This window comes from Algoriphagus faecimaris, from assembly GCF_900101705.1.
Classification (GTDB): domain Bacteria; phylum Bacteroidota; class Bacteroidia; order Cytophagales; family Cyclobacteriaceae; genus Algoriphagus; species Algoriphagus faecimaris.
This window is the reverse complement of the sequence record NZ_FNAC01000003.1, coordinates 141,402-164,150: the sequence shown is the minus strand read 5'-3', so window position 1 is coordinate 164,150 and position 22,749 is coordinate 141,402. Positions and strand designations below refer to the sequence as shown.

Below are 22,749 nucleotides of genomic sequence, written 5' to 3'. Positions count from 1 at the left end.
TATAATCTTAACTCCATCTATGTACCTTTCAATATAAATCAAAAAATAGTATCTACTCTTAAAATTTTACTACTTTTTCAAAGTGAAATAAACAGTACTTCCTCTCCCAACTTCAGACTCTAACCATATTTCACCTTTATGCTGATTGACTACCTTTTTGCAAATCGCCAAGCCCATACCCGAACCTTTATATTCCTGATTGGTATGTAATCTTCGGAATAATTTAAACACCTCTTTTTGGTATTCTTCTTTAATTCCGATGCCATTATCACTAATGCTAAATTTCCAAAAAGAACCTTTATCCTCACCTACAATTTTGATCAATGGCAATTCACCTATTTTTTGGTATTTCAATGCATTGCCGATGAGATTCTGAAACAAAAGCTTCATCGGTACCCGCTTTGCCCTAATTTTAGGAAGTTCTGAAAAATAAATTTTCGCACTTTTTCCCTCAATCAAATCAGTGTATAAGTTTAGTACCTCTTGAATCAATTCCTGGGTATTTATTTCTTCTTTTCCGGTCAGTTCATCACCCACTCTACTGTATTCTAGCAGATCGTCAATCAGCAAACCCATACGCCCCACAGCATCTAGCATAAAACCAATGTATTGCTGGCCCTTTTCATCCAACTTTCCCGCATAATGGCGTTGAAGTAACTGGCCAAAGCTCTTTACCATCCGGAGGGGTTCTTTCAAATCGTGGGAGGCGATGGAGGTAAATTGCTCAAGCTCTTCATTATTCCGAATCAGTGCATTCCTAGCATCTACTATATCTTGAATCAGCCTGCCTTCCGCGATCAAGGCTATCACCTCATGGGATTCCCCAAAGACAGGTTTCAGATTAAACAAAATAGTGGATGGCGTACGGTCTCTCCCCCACACCTCTACCTCATACTGAATAAACTCGCCTGCTGCAGCCTTTTTGATACTTTTCTTAAGTTTCTTCTGGGTGCTAGGAGAAATCTGCCACCAATAACAGTCCCAGAAGTTTTTACCTATGACATCCTCCGGTTTCAGTCCAGCAAAGTTTAATGCCGTTTGATTGGCCTCATAGACCAGACCCTCAGTATTTAAAAAACCGATAAACTGAAAGGTAGAATTGAATATACCTCGAAAAAGACTCTCTTTCTCAGCAAGTAGTTCCACAGCCTCTTTTTCCTTAGTAATATCCTGAATTTGGGCGATGTAATAGCGAAATGACCCATCTTCATTCCATACTGCCGAACCGCTCAAATTGATCCAAAGGATACGGCCTGATTGAGTGATGTAGCGTTTTTCGATCTGATAGGAATCAATTTCCTTTCCATACAATTTTCTAACCTTCTCCAGGTCTTTCTCCAAGTCATCCGGGTGGGTGATGTCTTGAAAAGTAAGCTTCTGCAGTTCCTCCTGACTGTATTCCAATAGCTTACAAAGACTATTGTTTGCTATGATCCATCTTCCTTCTTGATCTACCAAAGCCATGCCGATAGCCGCGAATTTAAAAGTCCTGCCAAATTCAGAATTCAAATCAATGACTATCTTCTTACCATCGAGGTACTTTATTACAGAAGGCTCATTTTTTTTATTCATAGCTGTCCATCTTAGTATATTCCTATCCTTTAATATCCCCGAAAGTTCTGAATAGCCTTGGAAAAAAACATGAACCAAAGGACGATATCTATCTTTTGCTGAAAAAATTTAGAAAAAGCACCGATAACCCACTTTATTAAAAGTTCTGTATCTTTTGCTTATAAGAAATTTTGAAAGAAGGGTGATATTTTATAATGGGAGAAATGTAATCAAAAAAATTATTTGTTGTATATGACTTTTATCACAAAACTTTAATTGGTGAAATAAAAATAAAAAGACCGATTGGCATCGGAAATAAAGATGGAATTATGTAACAAAAAAAAAGCCCACCTAGATTATCCGGTAGGCTTTGAAAAGTTTCATATAATTCTGATTCTTTACACTTAGGATATAGTAGAACCATTCGCGGTCACTTCGTGAGGCTGAAGAAGTTTGAGTTTACCATCCTTATCTTCAGCCATCAAAATCATCCCCTCCGAATCTATCCCCATCATTTTTCTCGGAGCAAGATTAATCAGCATGACTACTTGCTTTCCGATTAGAAATTCAGGTTCAAAATGCTCAGAAACCCCACTCAAAACCGTGCGCTGACCTACTCCGGCATCGACCTTAAGCTTGAGTAATTTCTTGGATTTAGGCATTTTCTCCGCTTCTAAAATAGTCACTATTCTCATATCCAATTTAGCAAAATCATCATAAGTGATGAGCTCTTTCATCGGAGTCACCGGTGCATTGGCTGCTTCATTCATCTTTTTCGAGTTTTGAAGTTTTTCTAATTGATTATCTACTACATGATCCTCTATTTTTTCAAAAAGAAGACCCATTTGACCTATCGTTTTACCTTCAGGCAGCAAATCTCGCTGCCCGGCTTCCTGCCATTTACTATCTTTCATCTGAAAGAGATCAAACAACTTCTGTGAAGTAAAAGGCAAAAAGGGCTCAGAAACAATAGCTAAACTGGCCGCAATGTTCAGCGCAATATTCATAATTGTTGCGGTTCTTACCTCATCGGTTTTGATGGTTTTCCAAGGTTCGGTATCAGCTAAGTATTTATTACCTAATCGGGCCAAATCCATCATCAGACCTAGCGCTTCTCTGAATCTGTATCGCTCGATAGAAGAGGCTACTTTAGCAGGAAATTCGGCTAAAGCCTTCAAAACCTCCTCATCGTATCCAGTCAACTCACCCTTTTGAGGTATCTGCCCCTGATAATATTTATGAGTCAGGACTACTGCTCTATTGACAAAATTCCCATAGATGGCCACCAGCTCAGAGTTATTTCTGGACTGGAAATCCTTCCAACTAAAATCATTATCCTTGGTTTCCGGAGCGTTGGCCGTCAGCACATAGCGTAGAACATCCTGTTTTCCGGGAAATTCCTCCAAGTATTCGTGAAGCCATACGGCCCAATTTCGAGAAGTAGAAATTTTTTCTCCCTCCAAATTCAAAAATTCATTGGCGGGAACATTATCGGGAAGCACGTAGCCTCCATGAGTTTTAAGGATGGCGGGGAAGATAATGCAGTGAAAAACAATATTGTCTTTTCCGATGAAATGCACAAGCTTGGTATCCTCACTTTTCCAATATGGCTCCCAATCTTTCCCATTTTGCTGGGCCCACTCTTTGGTCGAAGAAATATAACCTATCGGTGCATCAAACCAAACGTAGAGTACTTTACCCTCAGCATCTTGAAGAGGTACCTGAATTCCCCAATCCAAATCCCTAGTCATCGAGCGCGCCTGAAGTCCATCCCCTGCTTCTAACCAAGAGCGGCACTGACCAAGTACATTGTTTTTCCAATCCTCAGCATGATCTTCCAAGATCCATTTCTTCAAAAAACTTTGGTAACGGGCCAAATCCAAAAACCAATGTTTGGTCTCTTTCAATATCGGCGTACGTCCACTGAGTTTTGAGCGGGGATGGATCAGCTCGGAAGGGCTGAGTGAGGAGCCGCATTTTTCACACTGATCTCCATAGGCATGCTCAAATCCACACTTGGGGCAGGTTCCCTCAATGTATCGATCTGCCAAAAATTGTCCTGCCTCTTCATCAAAGTACTGTTCGTTGCTTTGCTCCAGAAACTCCCCTTTTTGGTACAAATCAGTAAAAAAACCTTGGGCTGTCTCATGGTGAATCGGGGCAGAAGTCCGCGAATAATGATCAAAGCTAATCCCAAACTGCTCAAAGCTTTTCTTCATCAACTGATGGTAATGATCCACCACTTCCTGTGGGGTCTTACCTTCTTTTCGGGCTTTGATTGTGATGGCTACACCGTGCTCATCAGATCCGCAGACGTAGAGGACATCTTTTTCTTTGGATCGGAGAAATCGTACGTAAATATCCGAAGGCACGTAGCATCCCGCCAAGTGACCGATGTGCAAGGGTCCATTGGCATAGGGCAAGGCGGAAGTAACAGTATATCTATTGAATTTTTTGCTCATAATGGGCAGGAAGTATTTTTCGGGAAAATAAGAGGGGCAAAGATAAGGAAATCAAAAGAAGCTAGCTCGATGCATTGGCAAATTCATTGCGGGCCTCTTCGGTAAGAATCCCCTCATAGATAATCGATATCGCCTGATCATAAATATCCGAAGCCGGGATATCCAAACCTCTCTGAAGAATAGTTGGAAATTGAGACCGGTAGTTTGGGTCCAAAAGGGATTGAACAGCAGCAGCATACATCATGACCACTAAACTGACGTTGAGATTAGGCTTGATCAGCCCTAGTTCTACTCCTTCTTCGATAAGCTTTTGGAAGCGGAGATAGGCGGATTCATTGATGTAATTTCGAAGGTCCTCCCATATTTCGGGAGCCATTACTTTCAAATCTTCAAACAACTCCGGACTGATAGGGGCCAAGTGCGTAGCCACAATCGAAAGGGTAGATTTTAATTTTAAAGGATAGCTGATGTAGCGGTTGTCCAAGATCGCTTCCGTTTTGGCAGTGAGTTTGGTTTTGAGCTTTTCAAATGACGCCGAAAGCAATTCTATTTTTCCAGGATAATAATTGTAAAGGGTTTTTTTGCTCATCCCCAACTCTTTGGCAATTTCTTCCATCGTGGTTTTGCGGTAACCTTTTTTTAAAAAATACCCAAAAGCGACATCGAGGATTTTACTTTCTAAACTTGCCTTAGCAGCCATTTCAGTTTTTTTGTCAAAGATAGCCATTCAAAAGTAACAGCCTAAGCCAAATTGAGTTGTAAATCCAGGACTTGCGAAGCCAAAATCCTTGGGTATTTTTACCCTCTAATTCTTTCAAATCTATCCATCATGACGCCACAGGAAGCCGCTGCTCGAATCGATCAACTCACCCGAGAAATCAATCACCACAATCATCTTTATTATCAAGAGGATAGAATAGAGATTTCCGATTTTGAATTTGATCAGTTACTTGAGGAGCTGATCCGTCTGGAAAATCAATTCCCTGAATTACTCAGCTCCGATAGTCCAAGTCAGCGAGTTGGAGGCACCATTACCAAAGAATTTAAGACCGTTGCCCACGAGTACAAAATGCTCTCCCTTGGCAATACCTACACGTTGGAGGAATTGATGGCCTTTGACGAGCGGATAGTGAAAGGCCTGGGAACTACGGCTTACGAGTATTTCTGTGAGATGAAATTTGACGGTGTAGCGATCAGCTTAGTGTATGAAGGAGGAAAATTGGTTCGGGCCGTCACCAGAGGTGATGGCAGCAAAGGCGATGATGTCACAGCCAACGTACGAACGATACGAAATATTCCTCTTTCAATCGAGGGTAATGAGATACCTGACAAGTTTGAAGTCCGAGGGGAAATCTTCCTTCCTCATCGGGAGTTTGAAAAAATCAATGCCGAACGAGCTGAAAAAGGAGAGACACTGCTGGCCAATCCCCGCAATGCTGCATCCGGAACCATCAAAATGCAGGACAGTGCAGTAGTGGCCAAAAGACGACTCAATTGCTACTTCTATCAATTACTAGGCGAGGAGCTCAGCGTAAACACTCATTCGGAGGCGATTCATCTTATTGAAAAATGGGGCTTCAACGTATCCCCTACTTATCAAAAGGCCGCTACGATACAGGATGTGATTCAGTACATTGAAGAATGGAGAGAAAAACGCCATCAACTTCCTCTAGATACCGATGGAGTAGTGCTCAAAATCAATGATTACGATCAGCGTGAGGAACTGGGATTTACCGCAAAAAATCCCCGGTGGGCGATTGCGTATAAGTATAAAGCTGAAAGTGCCGAGACCGAACTTCTATCCATCACCTATCAAGTCGGCCGCACAGGAGCGATTACTCCCGTGGCCAATTTAGCTCCCGTCAGTCTCGCCGGTACTACAGTGAAGCGAGCTTCCTTACATAATGCTAACGAAATCGAGCGGCTCGGTATACACGAAGGAGATTTTGTTTTTGTGGAGAAAGGAGGAGAAATCATCCCCAAAATCACTGCTGTCAATAGTGCCAAACGAAAAGAAAATGCGGCTGCAATCACTTACATCGATACCTGTCCAGAATGCGGTAGTACTCTTGAGCGAAAAGAAGGGGAAGCCAAGCATTTCTGCCCTAATGCCAACTCTTGCCCGCCACAAGTTTTGGGAAGAATCGAGCACTTTGTACACAAGCGGGCCATGGACATTGACTCCATGGGAACAGAACGAATCCGGGCTTTAATTGATCAGAAATTCATTCAAAACTATGCTGACATCTACGATCTGGAATCTAAAGAAAAAGATCTTCTAGGCCTTGAAATGAATCAGGATCAATATGAAAAAGAAGGTAGTGGTCTCCTCTATATTTCATTGGAAAAAGCCCTATTTGCCCTCACGGAAGGTATTTCCTTCAAACAAATCCAAGAATTCCTTCTCCAAACTGCTGAGTTCCCACTGCTTGATACCCTAAAGCGATTTCAGGATCAAATCCGACAATGGAGAAAAAAGGTACCTTCCAACGTAGGAATGGTAGACTACCTGATCAATTCCATAAAAGATCACGCAGAGCTTCCTAAACTGGAAGATTATGTACCTGTAGCTTTGGTTTTGGAGATTTTTCTGGGACGGAGAATTGCCTTTGAGCAAATTTTAGAAGCCAGCAAAAAGGAAGGCACAGTACATGGCATGCTCCTGAGACTGAACCTTGATCTACCCGACGAAATCCGCGATCGAATCAAAAAACTCAAAGCCAATACCTTTCAAGAAGGGGTCATTTCCAATATGCTTGAAGGAATCAGAGCTTCCAAAAGCCAGCCTTTTGAAAAGGTTCTTTTTGCTCTGGGCATCCGAAATATCGGAGAAAATACCGCTCAATTACTGGCTAGACATTTTGGGAGCATTCAAAAACTACAAGAGGCAAGCGCTGAACAATTATTGGAAATCAATGGCGTAGGCGAGACTTTGGTCCAAAGTGTTCAAGAGTTCTTTGCCGAAGAGAACAATCTCCAAATCATTGAAAAATTGGAAAAGCAAGGCCTTAATTTTGAAATTGATCAAAGCAACCAACAGCCACAAAGTCAAGCTTTGGCCGGTAAGAAAATTTTAGCCTCCGGCAAACTCGAACATTTCAAGCGCGATGAAATTGTAGATTTTGTCCAATCCCACGGAGGGCAATACCTTTCCTCAGTTTCTAAAAATCTTGACTTCATCATAGAGGGAGAAGGCATGGGGCCCAGCAAAAAGGAAAAAGCCCAGAAATTAGGCGTAAAGATGATCTCAGAAGAAGAATTTTTAAAAATGGTCAATCAATCTGACCTTTAGGTAAAAGGTAAAGCTTAGAGGCAAGCTAAAAGTCAAAAATCAAGATTCAGGAAACTAAATCCCTTTCCCAGCTCTTTACTATACAAGTCACAAATTTCAAAAGGTTGGGAAAATCGGATATTATTTCCCTAAATGGCTTCGTATTACAATGAATTTCTTCCAACGGAGAGGAAAAAACACCTCCCATCACGAGAAGCTTTTCTTTCTCTTTTTGCGATCCGAGATTTGATTGCGAAAAAATTTACATCACCTGACTTTCCGATAGGAAGGTCTTATCTTTGAGTCTTCAATTTAATATTACAATGAATTCATTTGCAGGCACTGGTGTGGCACTTGTCACACCTTTTCATGATGATTACAGTATTGATTTCGAATCCCTAAATAAACTGATCGATTTCACTCTAGCTGGTGGAGTAGATTATCTGGTGGTTTTAGGGACCACTGGAGAATCTGCCACCCTTTCACCAGGAGAGAAGAAAATAGTGCTTCAAGCCTGCATTGACCATAATAAAGGAAGAGTCCCTCTAGTTTACGGTCTCGGCGGTAATAATACGCAGGCGGTTTTGGATGAAATAGCCCAGACAGATTTTAGTGGAGTCGATGCTATCTTATCTGTCAGTCCTTACTACAACAAGCCAAGCCAATCCGGAATCATAGCACACTATAAAATTATAGCTGATGCCTCACCGGTCCCAGTCATTCTGTATAATGTCCCGGGTAGAACCATGTCCAATATGACTGCAGAGGCTACTTTGGCACTAGCGGAGCATCCCAATATCATAGGAATGAAGGAGGCAAGTGGAAGTCTCGAGCAGTGCATGCAGATAGCGGCAAACAAACCCGATGATTTTTTATTGATTTCGGGAGATGATTTATTGAGCAAAGCGATACTGAGTATTGGTGGAGTAGGAGTAATTTCTGTCTTGGCCAACGCGCTGCCGTCCACTTTCAGAGACCTTTGTCATGGCACCGAATCTGCAAGTCTCAAAGCAGCTTTTTCGCTCTTGCCAATCAATGATCTGATGTATAAGGAAGGAAACCCCGTAGGTATCAAAAATTTACTTTCGCATTTAGGGATTTGCGGAGATCAGGTACGACTTCCAATGTTAAGGGCGAGTATTGACCTCAACTTAAAGATTCAAGAAATTTACAAAACACTAGTCTAAGCCGTGCAAAACGCCTATTCCATATCCCAATTGGGCGAATTGATCAAGTTTACCCTAGAAAATGAGCTTGAGCCTACTTATTGGGTGATAGGAGAAATCGCAGATTTCAGACAGGCACCGCAGGGGCATGCCTATTTCGAACTGGCAGAAAAACAAGGCAATCAAGTGGTGGCCAAAATGAGATCCAACTGCTGGCAGTTTACCTTTCGGGGAATTGCCGCTCGATTTGAAAGTATCACGGGAGCAGGACTGAAAAACGGTATGAAAGTCTTGGCACAGGTACAGGCCACTTTCCACCCTATTTATGGCTTTAGCTTAAATATCAAAGACATAGACGCCTCTTTTTCGCTTGGTGAAAGAGCTCGTGTGCGACAGGAAACGATCGATCGATTGACAAGAGAAGGCCTTTTACGAATCAATGCCAGTCTTCCCTTTCCTCAGGTAATCCAGCGAATCGCTATCATTTCCAGCCCTACCGCTGCTGGATATGGGGACTTTATCAATCAATTAGAAAACAATCCTGCAGGCTACAAAATCTATCACCGGCTCTATCCAGCTCCCATGCAGGGAAATGAAGCTGTCAGTGGGATCATAAAGGCTCTCGAGAAAATAGAAACTGATAAGAGTGAGTTGGATTACGAGGCGATTATCCTGATTAGAGGAGGTGGTGCACAGCTGGACTTGGACTGCTTTGATGATTATCGACTAGCTGCTAAAATCGCACAGACTTCTTTACCAGTATTGACAGGCATCGGCCATGAGCGTGATGAAACAGTGGCAGACCTCGTAGCACACACTCGACTCAAAACCCCTACAGCCGTTGCTGAGTTTTTGCTTTCAGCATTTCGGATTTACGAAGAAAATATCAGTATGCTAATGAATAGAATTGACCGCCTGAGTAGGCAGCGGTTACAAGTAGCTGCTGACCAGCTTTCGCAGACCAATCATCGACTTAAAAGTGCTGTGCAATCCAAATTGAGCCTTGAGGCTGAAAAATTAAACTCACGGCATCAACGCATCGCTTTAAGTGTAAAAAACAACCTTAGTAATCAGCAGAGAAAACTAGATCAAATCACGCAGGAACTCGAAAGAGGAATACTTATTTTTATGAAAAACACTAGTTCAAAACTAGATTTTATAGAAAAGCAACTGCAACAGTTAAACCCCAAGTCCATTTTGGAAAGAGGCTATACCAGAAGCGAATTGGATGGAAAGCCAGTTCATCTGACCAATCCCCAGATCAATGACGAACTCCTCACATACAGTCAAAGCCAAAAAATAAAAAGTAAAATCACAGCTATCGATAAGCCATGAATGAATTGAATTATACTACAGCCATGCAGCGACTTGAGTTGATCGTCGCCCAGTTGGAGGAAGGAAAAAAAAGCGTAGATGAACTTTCCGAATTAGTCAAAGAGGCCTCTGATTTGGTCAAACTTTGCCGTACGAAGTTAAAAGCCACTGAAGAGGACATTCAAAAAGCCTTTGAAGACTCCTGAGAATCAATTAAACTAAAGAGGATTTTACCAGGTTCCTTCTACTTTAAACCGAGTTAATCAAGCTCATTGGCATACTTGTTGTCATTTTTTGATTAACAGTTTACAGCATTAATGCTGAATATTATGAAAAATACCTTCCCGATTTTGCTCCTAGTCAGTGCACTTCTTTTAAGTACTAGTGCCAGCGCACAGAATTTTTACAAAGAACGCATTTCAAGAGATCATCTTATCAGCTTGGGCATTGGACCTTCTTTTGCCTACATGGATAATGGTGGTCAGTATCGCTCTTGGAATTTTGAAATTAAGCCGTCTGTATCTGTCGCGATGACCAAGCGAATGAGTAAATTGCTCGACTTGAGAGCTACCACGGGAATTCAGTGGATCCAAAGTGGCGGGAGTCCGGGCCAAGTGCTCCAAGATGCGTGGACTGCTAATAATGCTTCCTTCACGGCTACAGGATCTGCGATCTATCTCGACATCATGCCCAGTATCAACTTGATTCCATTTTCAAACCACATGCATCGTTCTCGATTTAACCTGTACGGTGGACTAGGACTGGGAATTATGCAAGTGAATACAGAGCAGACAAAGTCATTTAGCTCTGAAGAAAACCCGAGTAAAAATAATCTGACTACAGGTTATGTGCCGATCAGAGCAGGGCTAAGCTACAGAATCGGTCCCTACTTAGATATCGCTGGAGAAGGTACCATGCTGTTGACTTTTACGGATAATTTGGATGGAAACATTGGATTCAACCGTTTTGGAGATCATATGGCCCAAGCCCAACTAGTGATAAGAAAATACCTTTCCCCTAAAATCAAGGAGTAAAAAATCCCCTAGCAGTTACTAGGGGATTTTTTTTGAAAACTCCAACTATTCAAGACTCTACCTTCTTTGGGAGCGTTTCTAAAAACTTTCGCTCTATACTTACTAGCATATTTTGATAAATTCCTGGGATTCTAATGACAAAGTAATCCTTATTACCTTTTTCTATACATTCCCCTTCCATATTCATCAAAGGCCCACCGATCACCTTTACTTGCTCTCCAGGTTCGATTTCAGAGCCATCAGTTTCTACTGCTACTCCTGTTTCGACGATTCTTTTGATCGTGTCCAAGTCTTCTTCTCTCACAGTAGCATGTTGTCCGCTGAAGTGAACAAATTTGACTGAACCGGGAACTTGCAGGCATTCCCAAAGTTGATTTCGCTTGGTTTTTACAAAAACATACCCGTTAAAAAGTGGTCTTTCAACCTTTTTTTTGCGATCGGACCACTGTCTGAGTTCTGTCACCAAAGGCAAATACACTTCCCATCCTTCCTCTTTGAGTCTTTTCGCCACTTTCTTCTCTGATCTTGAGGCTGTGTACATCACAAACCATTTCAATTCACTCATACTCATTTTTACATTTGGGACTTCAAATTTACAAATCCTAGACCATAAAAGGGGGATTTGTCACATTATCCTCAACTGATTAGTATAAACCCTTAAATCCTAGCTTGATAAGTATATAACTGGTAATACCTTCCTTTCTTTGCGATCAAATCTTCATGTTTGCCTTGCTCTACGATTTTCCCCTGCTCGATGACAAGGATTTGATCCGCTTGCCTGATAGTACTCAATCTGTGGGCTATCACAAAGGTGGTCCTACCCTTCATGAGTTCCTTTAAACTAGCTTGAATGAGGGTCTCTGACTCTGTGTCAAGGTTAGAAGTAGCCTCATCCAAAATCAAAATCCTAGGATCAGCCAAAATAGCTCTCGCTATGGCAATTCGCTGACGCTGACCTCCTGAGAGCTTTACTCCTCGCTCGCCGATTAAAGTATCTAATCCATCCTCGAATCGATCAGTAAATTCTTGAACATGTGCTGCTCTGACAGCCTGATCGAGCTGCTCTTCTGATGCTTCCGGTCTTGGAAAAAGAATGTTTTCCCTGATGGTACCTTCAAACAGAAAATCATCCTGCAACACCACACCCAATTGAGACCGGAAAGAGTCCAAAGTGACTTTTTGCAAATCGACTCCATCTAAAGTGATTTGACCAAAGTCGGGATTCAGAAATGTGGCGGCTAAGCCGGCAATCGTTGTTTTACCTGATCCAGAAGTCCCCACCAAAGCAGTTACTGATCCAGCCGGTGCTTCGAAACTTACCTCTCGGATCACGTCTTTTCCTGACTCATAGGCAAAGGATACTTGATCAAACCTAATCTCTCCTTTCAACTCAGTCATCTCTATAGTTCGCTCACGATCATCAGATTCCAGCGGAGTATTCATGATCTCTTCTGTTCTATCCAGTCCAGCAAAAGCCTCTGTCAATTGGGACCCAATATTAGACATCTGTACAATAGGAGCTATCATAAATCCCAAGTAGAGGGTAAATGCAAGAAAATCACCAAAGGTCATTTCACCCTCCATGATCATCCAGCCACCCATCCCCATGATTCCTGCTGATGCCAATCCCAGCAACAAGGTACCTGCAGAGGTTACAAAAGAGGTGGCCGTTAGACTGGATTTGACATTTTGAAAGAGTAGGTCGACCCCTTCTTCAAAAGTTCTGATTTCTTGTTGCTCGGCATTGAATCCTTTGATGACACGAATACCTCCGAGAGTTTCCGTTAATCTACCGGTTACCTGTGCATTGATTTTACCTCGTTCTCTAAAAATCGGTCTTATTTTTCCGAAAGCCTTCAGAGAAACCAGCCCAAAAACCGCCACAGGAACTAAGACATACAAGGTCATCATAGGACTGATGCTGATCAGAAGGATCAGCGAAATGATAGCAGTAATAATCCCTCCTATCATCTGTGCAAAGCCTGTCCCAACCAAATTTCGGACTCCTTCTACATCGGTCATAATCCTGGATACCAGCTCACCCGTTTTGGTATTATCAAAAAACCGAATCGGTAATTTAATAATATGACTCTGTACCCTTGACCGAAGCTTGGCAATTAGATTTTGAGCTTCCACAGACAATATCTGAGTCAGCGCATAGGAGGTCACAGATTGGATGACAATGGCCAATACTACTGCGAAAATCAACCATTTCAGTAAATCCAAATCATTGGAAGGAATCACATCGTCGACTAGATATTTACTTGCTCCTGGCAAAACCAAGCCTGAAAGTCTACTGATAATAATCAAAAACAATCCCAATAAGAGTTGCTTTCTCCTAGGCCAAATGATGGTTTGAAAGACCTGCCCAATGGTGACTTTCCGTTCTTTTTTCTTTTCCATAGATTACAAAGAGAGTGAACCCCAAATCGAACGCAGGGGTTCATTTAGTCAGTAAAGGTGAAACTTTTCTCTTTTGACAAAAAAAAACCTGCCAGTGAAAACTGACAGGTCAATAAGTTTATAAGAACGAGATTACTTCGTTTTCGGTAAGACGTTTGATATCAGAGACACCTTTTCGATCGGCTCTGATGCATTGGAGTAGATTCTTACTACCGAATTTTGCTTACCCATTTTACCTGCAGAATTGAAAGAGACTTCAATTTTTGCACTTGCACCGGGAGCAACAGGCTCTTTTGGCCAGCTTGGCACTGTACATCCACAGGTAGCCGCTACATTTGAAATCACCAAGGGAGCTGTACCTGTATTGGTTAATTCAAAGGTGTGTGAAACCTTATCACCTTGCTTCAAGTCTCCAAAATCTATAGACTTCTCCTTAAATGAGATTACGGGGCCATTTTCTGATTGGGCAAAAGCCTGTGTCGAAAACAACAAGACAAATACGCTAAAGATTAATCCTAATTTTTTCATGGTTTTATCAATTACTGGTTTCAAATATTCACTATTTTCATTCAAGTTCAAATTTTTACAACTCAAATCCTCTCTTCCTATCGAAAATACCTTGCCAAAGGTACCTTTTGACTCGTGTTAAATTTTCCTAAGTAGTGTTTCATAGGGACAATTTAAACAAAAAACTGAGGTGAAAAATTCAATAAATAAAGTTCCTCAGAAGACCTGGTAATAGCAGTGTATAGCCATCGAACGAAATCTTTATCTAACTGCTCATCCGATAGATAGCCTTGATCTACAAAAACCGCTTGCCATTGCCCGCCTTGAGCTTTATGACAAGTAAGTGCATAGGCAAACTTCACCTGAAGTGCATTGAGGTAAGGATCTTTTCGTATGAGTTCCAGTCGCTCGGACTTCTTTTCGATATCCGCATAGTCTTCCGAAACTTGCTCGTAGAGTTGCCTGTATTGCTCTCTTGTGAGCGAAGGGCTTGCTGAATACAAAGTGTCAAGGAGGACTTTGGCTTCGAAATGAGGCTCTTCAGGATAATCTAACAGACGTAATTCAAGCGATGCAAATCGAAAACCATACATTTCCTCAAAGTTTCGGATTTTCATCACCTCTACCATATCCCCATTGGCCAAAAAATTCACTTTCTCCGAATCTGCCATGTAGGTGTAGTTATTTTTGACAATCATCAAAAGGTCCCCTCCTGAGATTTCATCTTCAAAAAAATGAATCACCCTTCTGATGTAAAGATTATACTGAACTGCTGCTTTATTGGACCTAGTGATGATCACGGTATTATCTGTACCATATTTATCATAGGCATAGCGTAGACCATCCTCCAGACGCTCTCCAGTCATTTTATAAATATCCTTAAAGCCTGCTGTTTTGAATCGGATAGTAGTGACTTCTTGGAGAAGAATCTCTCGAAGGGAAGTAGCATTCTGTAATATACCCGAAGCCAAACGCTGTCGCATCACCTCTGTCAGCTCAACTTGTTCTGCTTGAAGCCTAAAATGACGGAGTAAATAACCCGACTCCAAGGCAGGGCTATACTCACTTCCCACTGGAGGCAACTGCGCTGTATCACCTACAAAAATCAATCGATTATTTTCACCGCCGAACACAAATTGAATCACGTCTCCCAATAAGTTTCCCGACATCCCGCCGTCATCAGCCAGCATGGAGGATTCATCAATGATAAAGACTGTATTCTTGTAATAATTCTTTTGCAAGACAAATGTACCTCCAAGCGTTCCGGGATCGCCTTTAGGCTTATAAATGATTTTGTGAATAGTGTAAGCACCACGACCGCTGTAATTACTCATCACCTTAGCTGCTCTTCCGGTAGGCGCCAATAGCAAAGAACGTAAGTCCAGTTTGGGAAGAGCTTGAACTAAGGCAGAAATGACCGAAGTTTTCCCCGTACCCGCATAGCCTCTGAGGACAAAAGTGGGCTTTTCGGCAGGATCAAGGTCCAAGAAGTGATTCATCCGTTCAAAAAATTGTGCCTGCCCTGCCGTTGCTTGAAAAGGGAAAAAATTTTCCATCAAAACAGATGGCTTCAATTTGGTCTTTCTATCTTTACCCATAGCAACGAAAGTACATGACCCAAGACAAAATCGGTAAACAAATTGCCACAAAATTCGGAAACCGCTTAAGAACTCGAGTCAACGGTGTACTGATAGAGGCTGAAAAGATCCTAATGATCAATCATCAAATGAGTGATCAGCAGGATTTTTGGTCAGTTCCGGGAGGAGGCATGAAATATGGCAGCAGTGCTCATGCCAATCTTCAAAGAGAATATTTGGAGGAAACTGGGCTCGAAATAGAAGTAGGTGATTTCCTTTTTGTTCATGAATTTCTAGAACCTCCACTTCATGCGGTTGAGCTGTTCTTTGAGGTAAAACTGAAAGGAGGCAGTCTCCACTTGGGCACAGATCCAGAATTGGAGAAAGAAAACCAAATATTAAAAGAATTGACATGGATGTCCTTGGAAGAGCTCCGTTCATTGCCAAATGCGTCAGTTCATCAAATCTTTTGGACAATAAAATCCTTTCAAGACTTAGGATTGTGGAAAGGATATTTTAATTTTGAAAATAAATACCTAAAATAGCACGTTTTAAAAACCTTCAACCTTACCCAGATTTATAAAATTTCAACAAAATGAACCTAACCAAAGTATTATCCTTTGTTTTCTTTCTGGTGGCTTTAGGCCTTGGCTACCTTCTATGGAAAGGCGTAGATGACGTAGTAGAAGAAGAAAAGCGAATTGCCCTTATTGAAAGCGCCATCATCGAAAAACTTCAAATGCTTAGAGATGCTCAGTTGGCTTATGAAGCTTCCAACCGTAAATATGCTGACAACTGGGATTCTTTAAAGAATTTCATCCAAGAAGGCCAAATCTGGTTGATCGAGCGAAGTGAAACTACCAAGCTTCTCGATTACGGAAAAGAAGAGACCACTGTAACCTTTGACACCTTGGGCTCAGTAGCTGTGATAGATTCACTATTCAATGAAAGAAAATATCCTGATTTTGATCTTGAGCGATTAGCAGTTGTACCGGGTTCAGGAGGTAAAATGTTCGAATTCTTTGCTGATAAAATAGAGCGAAACTCTTATGAAATCAACGTGTTTGAGATCAGAGATCCCGCCCCTATCAATCCTGAAAGAAGATTAAACAACAACGAAAAAGCGCTAAAAGTAGGATCTAGAACAGATGCCTCCACAGAAGGTAACTGGAGATAATTTCATCCCTGCTTTGGAAAACCTACTTAAAGTATTTAAAAGTGATAAGTTTGATGTAGAAGATACATCGAGCTTATCACTTTTTTTATACCCTGATTCCTTGGTCATATTTGCCAAGGATAAGAATCAGGCCAATATTGGCGTTCACTTTTATCCTGATTTTTTATTAAATCAACTGGATGAGCTTATCACCACAGATCAATTGATGAAGCTAGACGTTCCATGTAAAATCTATCTTCATCGAAAAGAATTTAGCTTAGTTCCTGGAGTACTTTTTTCTACGGGTAATGAGGCAAACTTTCTACGTTTTTCTACTGAACTACCCCAAGCGTCTTTCTATTTCAATACCCCTTTGGACAGTAATAATTTACAGGTAGTTTCTTTGGTAGAGGAGAAACTCAAAAGACATTTGCAGGCTAGATTTAGTGAGCTCAGCTTTCATCATGGATCAGTCTCTTTTCTTTCCTATTTGTTCAAGGAGCGCTTCAACCTTATCGGTCAGGAAATCCTAATTAATATTATCGGAAATCAGTTTTATGCCGCAGCATTCACCGATCAAGAGCTCAATGCCTTCAATATCTTCGACCTCGATGATAAAGAAGATCTTTTAAAATACGCGCTTATCCTTATTAAGCAGCTCAACTATGATCGAAATCATGTAAGAATAACGCTTTACGGCGTTCCTCCAAAATCTGAAATTACGGAGGATTGGGGAAAAACTTATTTTCATAATTTTCGAATTCTGACTCCCCATGCTAATCAAAATTATTCGCATGGATTTAAGCATTTAAAAGATTTAGGGCTTTTGGAAATCTACTGGCAATTTGATTAAGGCTATCCTCGGGTAACCATGATTTTATCAACAGATCGGTTTAGGTAAGCCAAGGGTAAAAAAGAGAATTGGAGAATGCCTCCGGCTTCAAATAGCCGATAGCGATGAAGCTGATAAATAAACAACTCATGAAATCGAGCACGACGCAAACGACACACAGGGGCATGCCCCGATGCAACGCGGAAAATGTGCGAGATTCTCCCGAGATGTTCGGGACAAGTTTTGACCAATAAAAATCAATGACAGAGACATGAAGAAAACTGCAATTTTCCCAGGCTCATTTGATCCCTACACGATGGGGCATCACGATATCGTAATGAGAAGTCTAGAGATTTTTGATGAGGTGATCATCGGTATCGGCTACAATTCCACTAAAAAGAATCGTTATTTTGACATCGATCTGATGGTCAAAAAGATCAACTCCGTCTATTCCAGTGAACCAAGAGTCAAGGTAATTGTCTACAATGAATTGACTTCCACTTTAGCCAAAACCCACGAGGCAGGATTCTTAGTGAGAGGATTGAGAAATACCACAGACTTCGAATACGAAAACACCATCAGCCAAATGAATCGCTACCTCAATGAGGATCTGGAGACTGTATTTTTGATTACTTCTCCTCAATACGCAGCTATCAGCTCCACCGTGATCCGGGAGGTACATCGATACGGAGGAAATGTCAGCGAATTTCTACCTTATGAAATCTAGAATTGCTTTAAAAATTGCTTGAAGAGCCAGCGCATAGAAGGATAAGAATTAATCAGGGCTATTTTGGCTTCCGCTTCTCTAAACCAACGGATATCGTCTATTCCTTCCTCTTTTTGTGGTTTCATTCCTTCATCAGAAAGACAGCTCATCGTATACCAATAGGTCTTTTTCAAGATACTCTTTCGATTGTGCGTATAGGTATGCCAAGTATTACAAATGGGCTTACCTAACTTGACCTTGATGGCGCATTCTTCTTCTACCTCTCGAAGGGCACATTGTTCGGGCGTTTCGCCCTTGTCAAATTTCCCCTTGGGAAAATCCCACTTCCCTAAACGGTAAATCAATAGAATTTGAGACTTTTTGGTCACAACTCCTCCTGCCGCTTTGATGATTGAAAATCGACTTTTGACAAATTGCTTCAGTGCCGACTTATCTTTAGAGATAAGCGTAATCGAATCCAAATCTCTGAGCTTTCGTGTTCGAAGCTGGTAAAGTATTTTAATAATCAGATCATGAGAAGGTTCGTGAAAAATCACATCATCCTTCCAAAGTCCAATGACCGGAAGCACATCCGATTCGTGAAAAGTAGCATCATAATTTTTTGCCGGATTGAGGTCTTCATAGCTAAGAAGGTCTAACGGCTTATCATTGACAAAGATTCTCATTAGGGAATCGGATAGGTTGGGTTTTGCCAAAAATGCATAAAAAATTCCCTTGCACCAACCTCCTCCCAACATATTCGCTTATTTTTGAAGTATGGAAATTTTAGATCAAAGTGTAGCTGCAGAGGTAGCTGACCAATTACTTGAAATACAAGCCATTCGCTTACAGCCTCAAAAACCTTTCACCTGGGCATCAGGATGGAAATCGCCCATCTATTGTGACAATCGCCTGTCTCTTTCTTTTCCAAAAGTCCGGAATCTAATCAAGGATAATTTAGTAAAAAGCATTCAGCACTTCTTTCCGGAAGTAGAAGCGATCGCAGGAGTAGCCACTGCGGGGATACCACAAGGCGCTCTGTTGGCAAATGAACTCGACCTCCCCTTTGTCTATGTCCGATCCAAACCCAAAGGTCACGGCATGGAAAACATGATAGAGGGAAAAGTCAGTCCTGGTCAAAAAGTCGTTGTGGTCGAAGACTTGATCTCCACAGGCGGCAGTTCGCTCAAAGCTGTCGAAGACCTCCGAAATGCTGGAGTTGACGTACTCGGAATGGTGGCAATTTTTAGCTACGGATTTTCTATCGCTGATCAAAATTTCGAATCTGCTAAAGTCAAGTTAATCGTCCTATCGCATTACGAAGCGCTGCTTCCCCAAGCACTGGAGCGAAATTATATTGATGAAAATGTGTTGGAATCTCTGACTCAATGGAGAAGAGATCCTGCCAATTGGGGGAAATAAGCTTTCGCTACTTCATTTACTTTAAGCCTCTTTTGAGGCTTTTTTAGGCTTTTTCAAATAGTCCAATCGAACCACCAACCCAATCTTTGTCCTTATTAAACTTTACCCCAATCATCTCTCCTCTACTTAATCTTACCAAATTCCCTAGGAGCGTGGGCCTTTCCTCTCCTTCTGGCCAAAGTGCTAAGAGACGCACCTCCACTTTTACCTTGCCATCTGGAGATTGAATCACGGGTAGGTAATTGACTTTTTTTTGGAGAATAAAAAGCTCTTTTTCTTTCACTGCCAGAATATCTTCTTTGGTTACATTGAAAACTACTCCTGCACCCGAAAAGGAAAATAGCGGTTTCAGGACATAGTTTTCCAAATCATCAGGAATAGCTTCTAATTCGCTAAGCAATTTGGAATCAATAAAGTAAGGACCTTTGAGGTGGGGTAGAATAAATTTTGAAATCCTCGTGTACCAATTGGGATGTCCTGCCCACTCTACTTCTAGTGAATCCGTAAAACTGAAATCCAACTCTAAATCTTTGCGACTTTCCAACTCATCAAAAATCACACGGTTGTAAATCCGCTTGATTTGAATTTCCTGGCCCTCAGCATCGATATAAAAAAGTCTCCTGTGTTTTTTTCGAATTGCTGTCACACAGCAAATCGGAATTCCAAGATCTTTATGGCAATAATAAAAGTCAATCTTGGTGTTTTGTTTCTCAGGCTCGATTTCCAAAAGCACTACTTCTTGAGGAGAATGACCATTTAAGACAACCTTTGAAAGCAAGTCTAAATAGCCCGACTCATCCAAGCCATTTAGGTAAGGTGTAAAATCAGCTAGAAAAGGATAAGCTGACTGAAATTTCCTGAATAGATGCAGTTGGAAATTAAAAATAGACGGAAAGCCCTGCACCTCAATCAGCTTGGGTATAAGCTTCCCCTCTTCTTCGCAAATCCCAAAATCAATAGCCAAAAACTGAGTATGATCATCCTCATCAGGCACCTCAGTATTGAGATCAAGCGCTTGCTGTGTCAAACTCTTAAAATCAGGCCTTTTGATAAAATCAATCACTTCATCAGCTGCTTCAGTCAGTTGATTTTCAAGTTCTTTGGGGATAAAAAAAGGAGTCTCAGCAATTCTAAAAGTAGGTCTGTAGTGGAAGTCTTTTTCGATAGACCCTAAAAGACTTTCATACTTTTCTTTCGAAAATTCGGCATTAAATCTTAATCGATGGATCTCTTTCATAGCAGTACTTTTTTTAAATGGGCAAGCAGGCTAGACCAAAGGCTACTAAAACTATCCTATTCCTTAGGTCAAAATTTAAAAATCTACACTTTCAATTCTATTTTGAATTTCGCTCAGGAGAGTACTTTTACTTCCTTTACTCTAAGTTTTTTGATGGCGTTTTCCAGAAAATTGGGAATCAAAGTTTCATTGGTTTTATAAATTTTGGCATCGTCAACCAGATTTTCCAGCATGGTTCTAAACTTGGCTTTTCCTTTCATAGCGATGATTTTTTCTCTAACCTCTGGCTTTTTGAGATGGGCCAAAAATGAAACTGGATCGGCTTCAGGATGAAACTGTGTGCCCACTATATCATCCGAGAAACGAATCCCCATGATCGCCCGCTCATATTCTACATGAGATCGAATTTTTTCCAAGGCGATGATTTTTGAACCCAAGAGTTTAAACTTCCTGTTTTTTGGCTGCACTACTTGATAGTCTCTACTATCTACTGCCCAGAAAGGATTGTCCAAATTTCTAAAAAGCGGATCTTGCATCCCATCTACGGTTTTATGCACGGTCATCACGCCAAATGATGTAGATTTTCGCTTGGTGATCTGCCCCAGCCCAAAATGCTTACAAGCCATCTGAAAAGAGTGGCAGATGAGTAAGAGTTGCTTCTTTTGAGAATGATTTTGATTCCAGATCCAAACCTGATCCAGAAAATCAAAATACTTCAAATCCCATTCTCCATTTCCCTGAAGCGGATCTCCCGGACCTCCGGTAGAAATGTAGATATCAAAGTCACGGATTTCGGGGATTTCAGCCTTTCCCCGAACATCAAATACACGGTAGCTAATATCCCGATGAAAACGATCTAGAATATCCTTGATACAACGCATCCCCTGATTGGGTTCTCCGTCGTACATGTCCAAAACCGCCAATTGCAACTTCTTCTTTCCCACTTGCTATGATATTTACTTTTTCCTCCACAAAGGTACGCAATTGCCTAGATCCCCTCATTAAACTTTCCCGTAATATAATCCACCACTTTTTTGAGATCATTGGTTTGCTCGAATACTGCCAGCTGCTGATCCGCGCCGGTGCCATTCTTGAGGATGGTATGTACATATTCAATTTCCTCCCTGCTTCCCAATTCATCTACCACATCATCGACGAAATCCAAAAGCTCCATAATCAAGTCCGTGGTGGGTACTTCCGATTTCTTCCCAAAGTCAATCAGCATTCCTTCTAAACCATTTCGTGCGGCTCTGAATTTATTTTCCCGAATCAAGGCAATCCGATAAATGTTGAAGCTGGTATTACTCATCAAAAGCTTATAAAGCTTTGCGACTACCGCCTGAATCAAAGCCACTACACAAATGGTCTCATTGACCGTCAGACACATATCACAAATCCGAAACTCGATGGTGCTGAAGAAAGGATGCATCCGAAGGTCCCACCAGATTTTTTTTGGATTATCGATGCAATTCGTTTTTACCAAGATCTCAAGAAAATTATCATAGGACTGCACAGAGTCGAAATATTCTGGAAGTCCAGTTCTTGGAAATTTCGCAAAGACTTTAGCTCGAAAAGCCTTAAAACCCGTATTCCTACCTTCCCAAAAAGGAGAATTTGTCGTCAATGCATAAATATGAGGAAGAAAATAGCAAGCTTGATTCATCAGTTGCAGGGCAATCTCTCTATTCTCTATACCCACATGCACATGCATCCCAAAAATAAGATTAGAACGTGCTATGTCTTTGAGCTCATTCACAATAGTATGGTACCGAGGATCATCTGTGATTTCCTGATCTTGCCATTTGGCAAAAGGGTGGGTACTTGCCGCACCTACTACCAAGTTTTGATTTGCTGCCAGCTCTGAGATTTTATTTCTTAGAAAAGCCACCTCTCTTCTTGCCTCGGCCACATTTTGACAGATATTGGTACCCACTTCGACTACAGATTGATGCATCTCTGCCTTGACCTGCTCCCTCAATTGGATTTTTCCACCTTCCACTATTTTGGACATGTGAGATCGCAAATCTCTGGTTTGTGGATCAATGATCTGGTATTCCTCCTCTACTCCCAGCGTAAACTGGGGCAGCTTTTTGATTAAAGCACACATAAAT

21 protein-coding genes are annotated in these 22,749 nt (G+C 41.4%); 10 read left to right on the top strand and 11 right to left on the bottom strand.

Going from position 1 to position 22,749, the window contains the following annotated elements; genetic code table 11:
• Nucleotides 1-69: 69 nt before the first annotated feature.
• The 3 genes from BLQ57_RS02820 to BLQ57_RS02810 all read right to left on the bottom strand — a co-directional run bounded on the left by BLQ57_RS02820 (nucleotide 70) and on the right by BLQ57_RS02810 (nucleotide 4,713).
• Nucleotides 70-1,572 carry a sensor histidine kinase gene (locus BLQ57_RS02820; protein ID WP_139162646.1) on the bottom strand — a complete coding sequence of 501 codons (1,503 nt, stop codon included), beginning with the start codon at nucleotides 1,570-1,572 and terminating at the stop codon, nucleotides 70-72.
• Nucleotides 1,573-1,955: 383 nt separating this feature from the next.
• Nucleotides 1,956-4,013 carry a methionine--tRNA ligase gene (gene metG / locus BLQ57_RS02815; RefSeq protein WP_240507788.1) on the bottom strand — a complete coding sequence of 686 codons (2,058 nt, stop codon included), beginning with the start codon at nucleotides 4,011-4,013 and terminating at the stop codon, nucleotides 1,956-1,958.
• A 61-nt stretch (nucleotides 4,014-4,074) separates the two neighbouring features.
• Complete coding sequence (locus BLQ57_RS02810; protein WP_087939217.1) at nucleotides 4,075-4,713, bottom strand: TetR/AcrR family transcriptional regulator; 639 nt, start codon at nucleotides 4,711-4,713, stop codon at nucleotides 4,075-4,077.
• A 129-nt stretch (nucleotides 4,714-4,842) separates the two neighbouring features.
• Here BLQ57_RS02810 and ligA point away from each other — a divergent pair, with 129 nt between their 5' ends.
• From ligA to BLQ57_RS02785, 5 genes are all read left to right on the top strand, one after another.
• Complete coding sequence (gene ligA / locus BLQ57_RS02805) at nucleotides 4,843-7,305, top strand: NAD-dependent DNA ligase LigA (RefSeq protein ID WP_087939188.1); 2,463 nt, start codon at nucleotides 4,843-4,845, stop codon at nucleotides 7,303-7,305.
• Between the two features lie 302 nt (nucleotides 7,306-7,607).
• Entirely contained in the window at nucleotides 7,608-8,471 is an 864-nt protein-coding gene (gene dapA, locus BLQ57_RS02800) for a 4-hydroxy-tetrahydrodipicolinate synthase (protein ID WP_087939187.1), read from the top strand.
• 3 nt (nucleotides 8,472-8,474) lie between these two features.
• On the top strand, nucleotides 8,475-9,785 hold the full coding sequence (xseA, locus tag BLQ57_RS02795; RefSeq protein WP_087939186.1) for an exodeoxyribonuclease VII large subunit: 1,311 nt from the start codon (nucleotides 8,475-8,477) through the stop codon (nucleotides 9,783-9,785).
• Nucleotides 9,782-9,970, top strand: coding sequence for an exodeoxyribonuclease VII small subunit (gene xseB, locus BLQ57_RS02790; protein WP_087939185.1), 189 nt, complete (start codon nucleotides 9,782-9,784; stop codon nucleotides 9,968-9,970). The genes xseA and xseB overlap by 4 nt, the downstream gene beginning before the upstream one ends.
• A gap of 123 nt (nucleotides 9,971-10,093) precedes the next feature.
• Nucleotides 10,094-10,798, top strand: a complete 705-nt coding sequence (locus BLQ57_RS02785; protein WP_087939216.1) for a hypothetical protein — start codon at nucleotides 10,094-10,096, stop codon at nucleotides 10,796-10,798.
• Nucleotides 10,799-10,847: 49 nt separating this feature from the next.
• Here BLQ57_RS02785 and BLQ57_RS02780 read toward each other — a convergent pair whose 3' ends face one another.
• The 4 genes from BLQ57_RS02780 to BLQ57_RS02765 form a co-directional block, all read right to left on the bottom strand.
• Nucleotides 10,848-11,363: a UpxY family transcription antiterminator gene (locus BLQ57_RS02780; protein ID WP_087939184.1), complete on the bottom strand. Its 516-nt coding sequence runs from the start codon at nucleotides 11,361-11,363 to the stop codon at nucleotides 10,848-10,850.
• Nucleotides 11,364-11,455: 92 nt separating this feature from the next.
• Nucleotides 11,456-13,201, bottom strand: coding sequence for an ABC transporter ATP-binding protein (locus BLQ57_RS02775; protein ID WP_087939183.1), 1,746 nt, complete (start codon nucleotides 13,199-13,201; stop codon nucleotides 11,456-11,458).
• 132 nt (nucleotides 13,202-13,333) lie between these two features.
• Nucleotides 13,334-13,729, bottom strand: coding sequence for a DUF1573 domain-containing protein (locus BLQ57_RS02770; protein WP_087939215.1), 396 nt, complete (start codon nucleotides 13,727-13,729; stop codon nucleotides 13,334-13,336).
• Nucleotides 13,730-13,881: 152 nt separating this feature from the next.
• Nucleotides 13,882-15,264 (bottom strand): ATP-dependent DNA helicase, encoded by a 1,383-nt coding sequence (locus BLQ57_RS02765; RefSeq protein ID WP_240507787.1) that lies wholly within the window; start codon nucleotides 15,262-15,264, stop codon nucleotides 13,882-13,884.
• A gap of 56 nt (nucleotides 15,265-15,320) precedes the next feature.
• Between BLQ57_RS02765 and BLQ57_RS02760 the strand changes: the two genes are divergently transcribed.
• From BLQ57_RS02760 to coaD, 4 genes are all read left to right on the top strand, one after another.
• A complete protein-coding gene (locus BLQ57_RS02760) occupies nucleotides 15,321-15,830 on the top strand; it encodes an NUDIX domain-containing protein (protein WP_087939181.1) in 510 nt (169 codons plus the stop codon).
• A gap of 50 nt (nucleotides 15,831-15,880) precedes the next feature.
• Nucleotides 15,881-16,462: a hypothetical protein gene (locus BLQ57_RS02755; protein ID WP_087939180.1), complete on the top strand. Its 582-nt coding sequence runs from the start codon at nucleotides 15,881-15,883 to the stop codon at nucleotides 16,460-16,462.
• Nucleotides 16,434-17,294, top strand: coding sequence for a DUF3822 family protein (locus BLQ57_RS02750; protein WP_087939179.1), 861 nt, complete (start codon nucleotides 16,434-16,436; stop codon nucleotides 17,292-17,294). The genes BLQ57_RS02755 and BLQ57_RS02750 overlap by 29 nt, the downstream gene beginning before the upstream one ends.
• A gap of 250 nt (nucleotides 17,295-17,544) precedes the next feature.
• The gene (gene coaD / locus BLQ57_RS02745) at nucleotides 17,545-18,000 is read left to right on the top strand and encodes a pantetheine-phosphate adenylyltransferase (protein WP_087939178.1); all 456 of its coding nucleotides are present in this window, start codon (nucleotides 17,545-17,547) and stop codon (nucleotides 17,998-18,000) included.
• Here coaD and BLQ57_RS02740 read toward each other — a convergent pair.
• Nucleotides 17,997-18,665: an NUDIX hydrolase gene (locus BLQ57_RS02740; RefSeq protein ID WP_087939214.1), complete on the bottom strand. Its 669-nt coding sequence runs from the start codon at nucleotides 18,663-18,665 to the stop codon at nucleotides 17,997-17,999. The two genes, coaD and BLQ57_RS02740, sit on opposite strands and share 4 nt — an antisense overlap.
• 91 nt (nucleotides 18,666-18,756) lie before the next feature.
• Here BLQ57_RS02740 and pyrE point away from each other — a divergent pair, with 91 nt between their 5' ends.
• Nucleotides 18,757-19,401 carry an orotate phosphoribosyltransferase gene (gene pyrE / locus BLQ57_RS02735; protein ID WP_087939177.1) on the top strand — a complete coding sequence of 215 codons (645 nt, stop codon included), beginning with the start codon at nucleotides 18,757-18,759 and terminating at the stop codon, nucleotides 19,399-19,401.
• A gap of 43 nt (nucleotides 19,402-19,444) precedes the next feature.
• On the opposite strand, the gene BLQ57_RS02730 is transcribed toward pyrE, so the two are convergent.
• The 3 genes from BLQ57_RS02730 to BLQ57_RS02720 form a co-directional block, all read right to left on the bottom strand.
• On the bottom strand, nucleotides 19,445-20,638 hold the full coding sequence (locus tag BLQ57_RS02730) for a hypothetical protein (RefSeq protein WP_087939176.1): 1,194 nt from the start codon (nucleotides 20,636-20,638) through the stop codon (nucleotides 19,445-19,447).
• 113 nt (nucleotides 20,639-20,751) lie between these two features.
• Entirely contained in the window at nucleotides 20,752-21,582 is an 831-nt protein-coding gene (locus tag BLQ57_RS02725) for a type 1 glutamine amidotransferase (protein ID WP_317042211.1), read from the bottom strand.
• Nucleotides 21,583-21,626: 44 nt separating this feature from the next.
• Nucleotides 21,627-22,745: a carboxylate-amine ligase gene (locus tag BLQ57_RS02720; protein WP_205635619.1), complete on the bottom strand. Its 1,119-nt coding sequence runs from the start codon at nucleotides 22,743-22,745 to the stop codon at nucleotides 21,627-21,629.
• Nucleotides 22,746-22,749 lie beyond the last annotated feature (4 nt).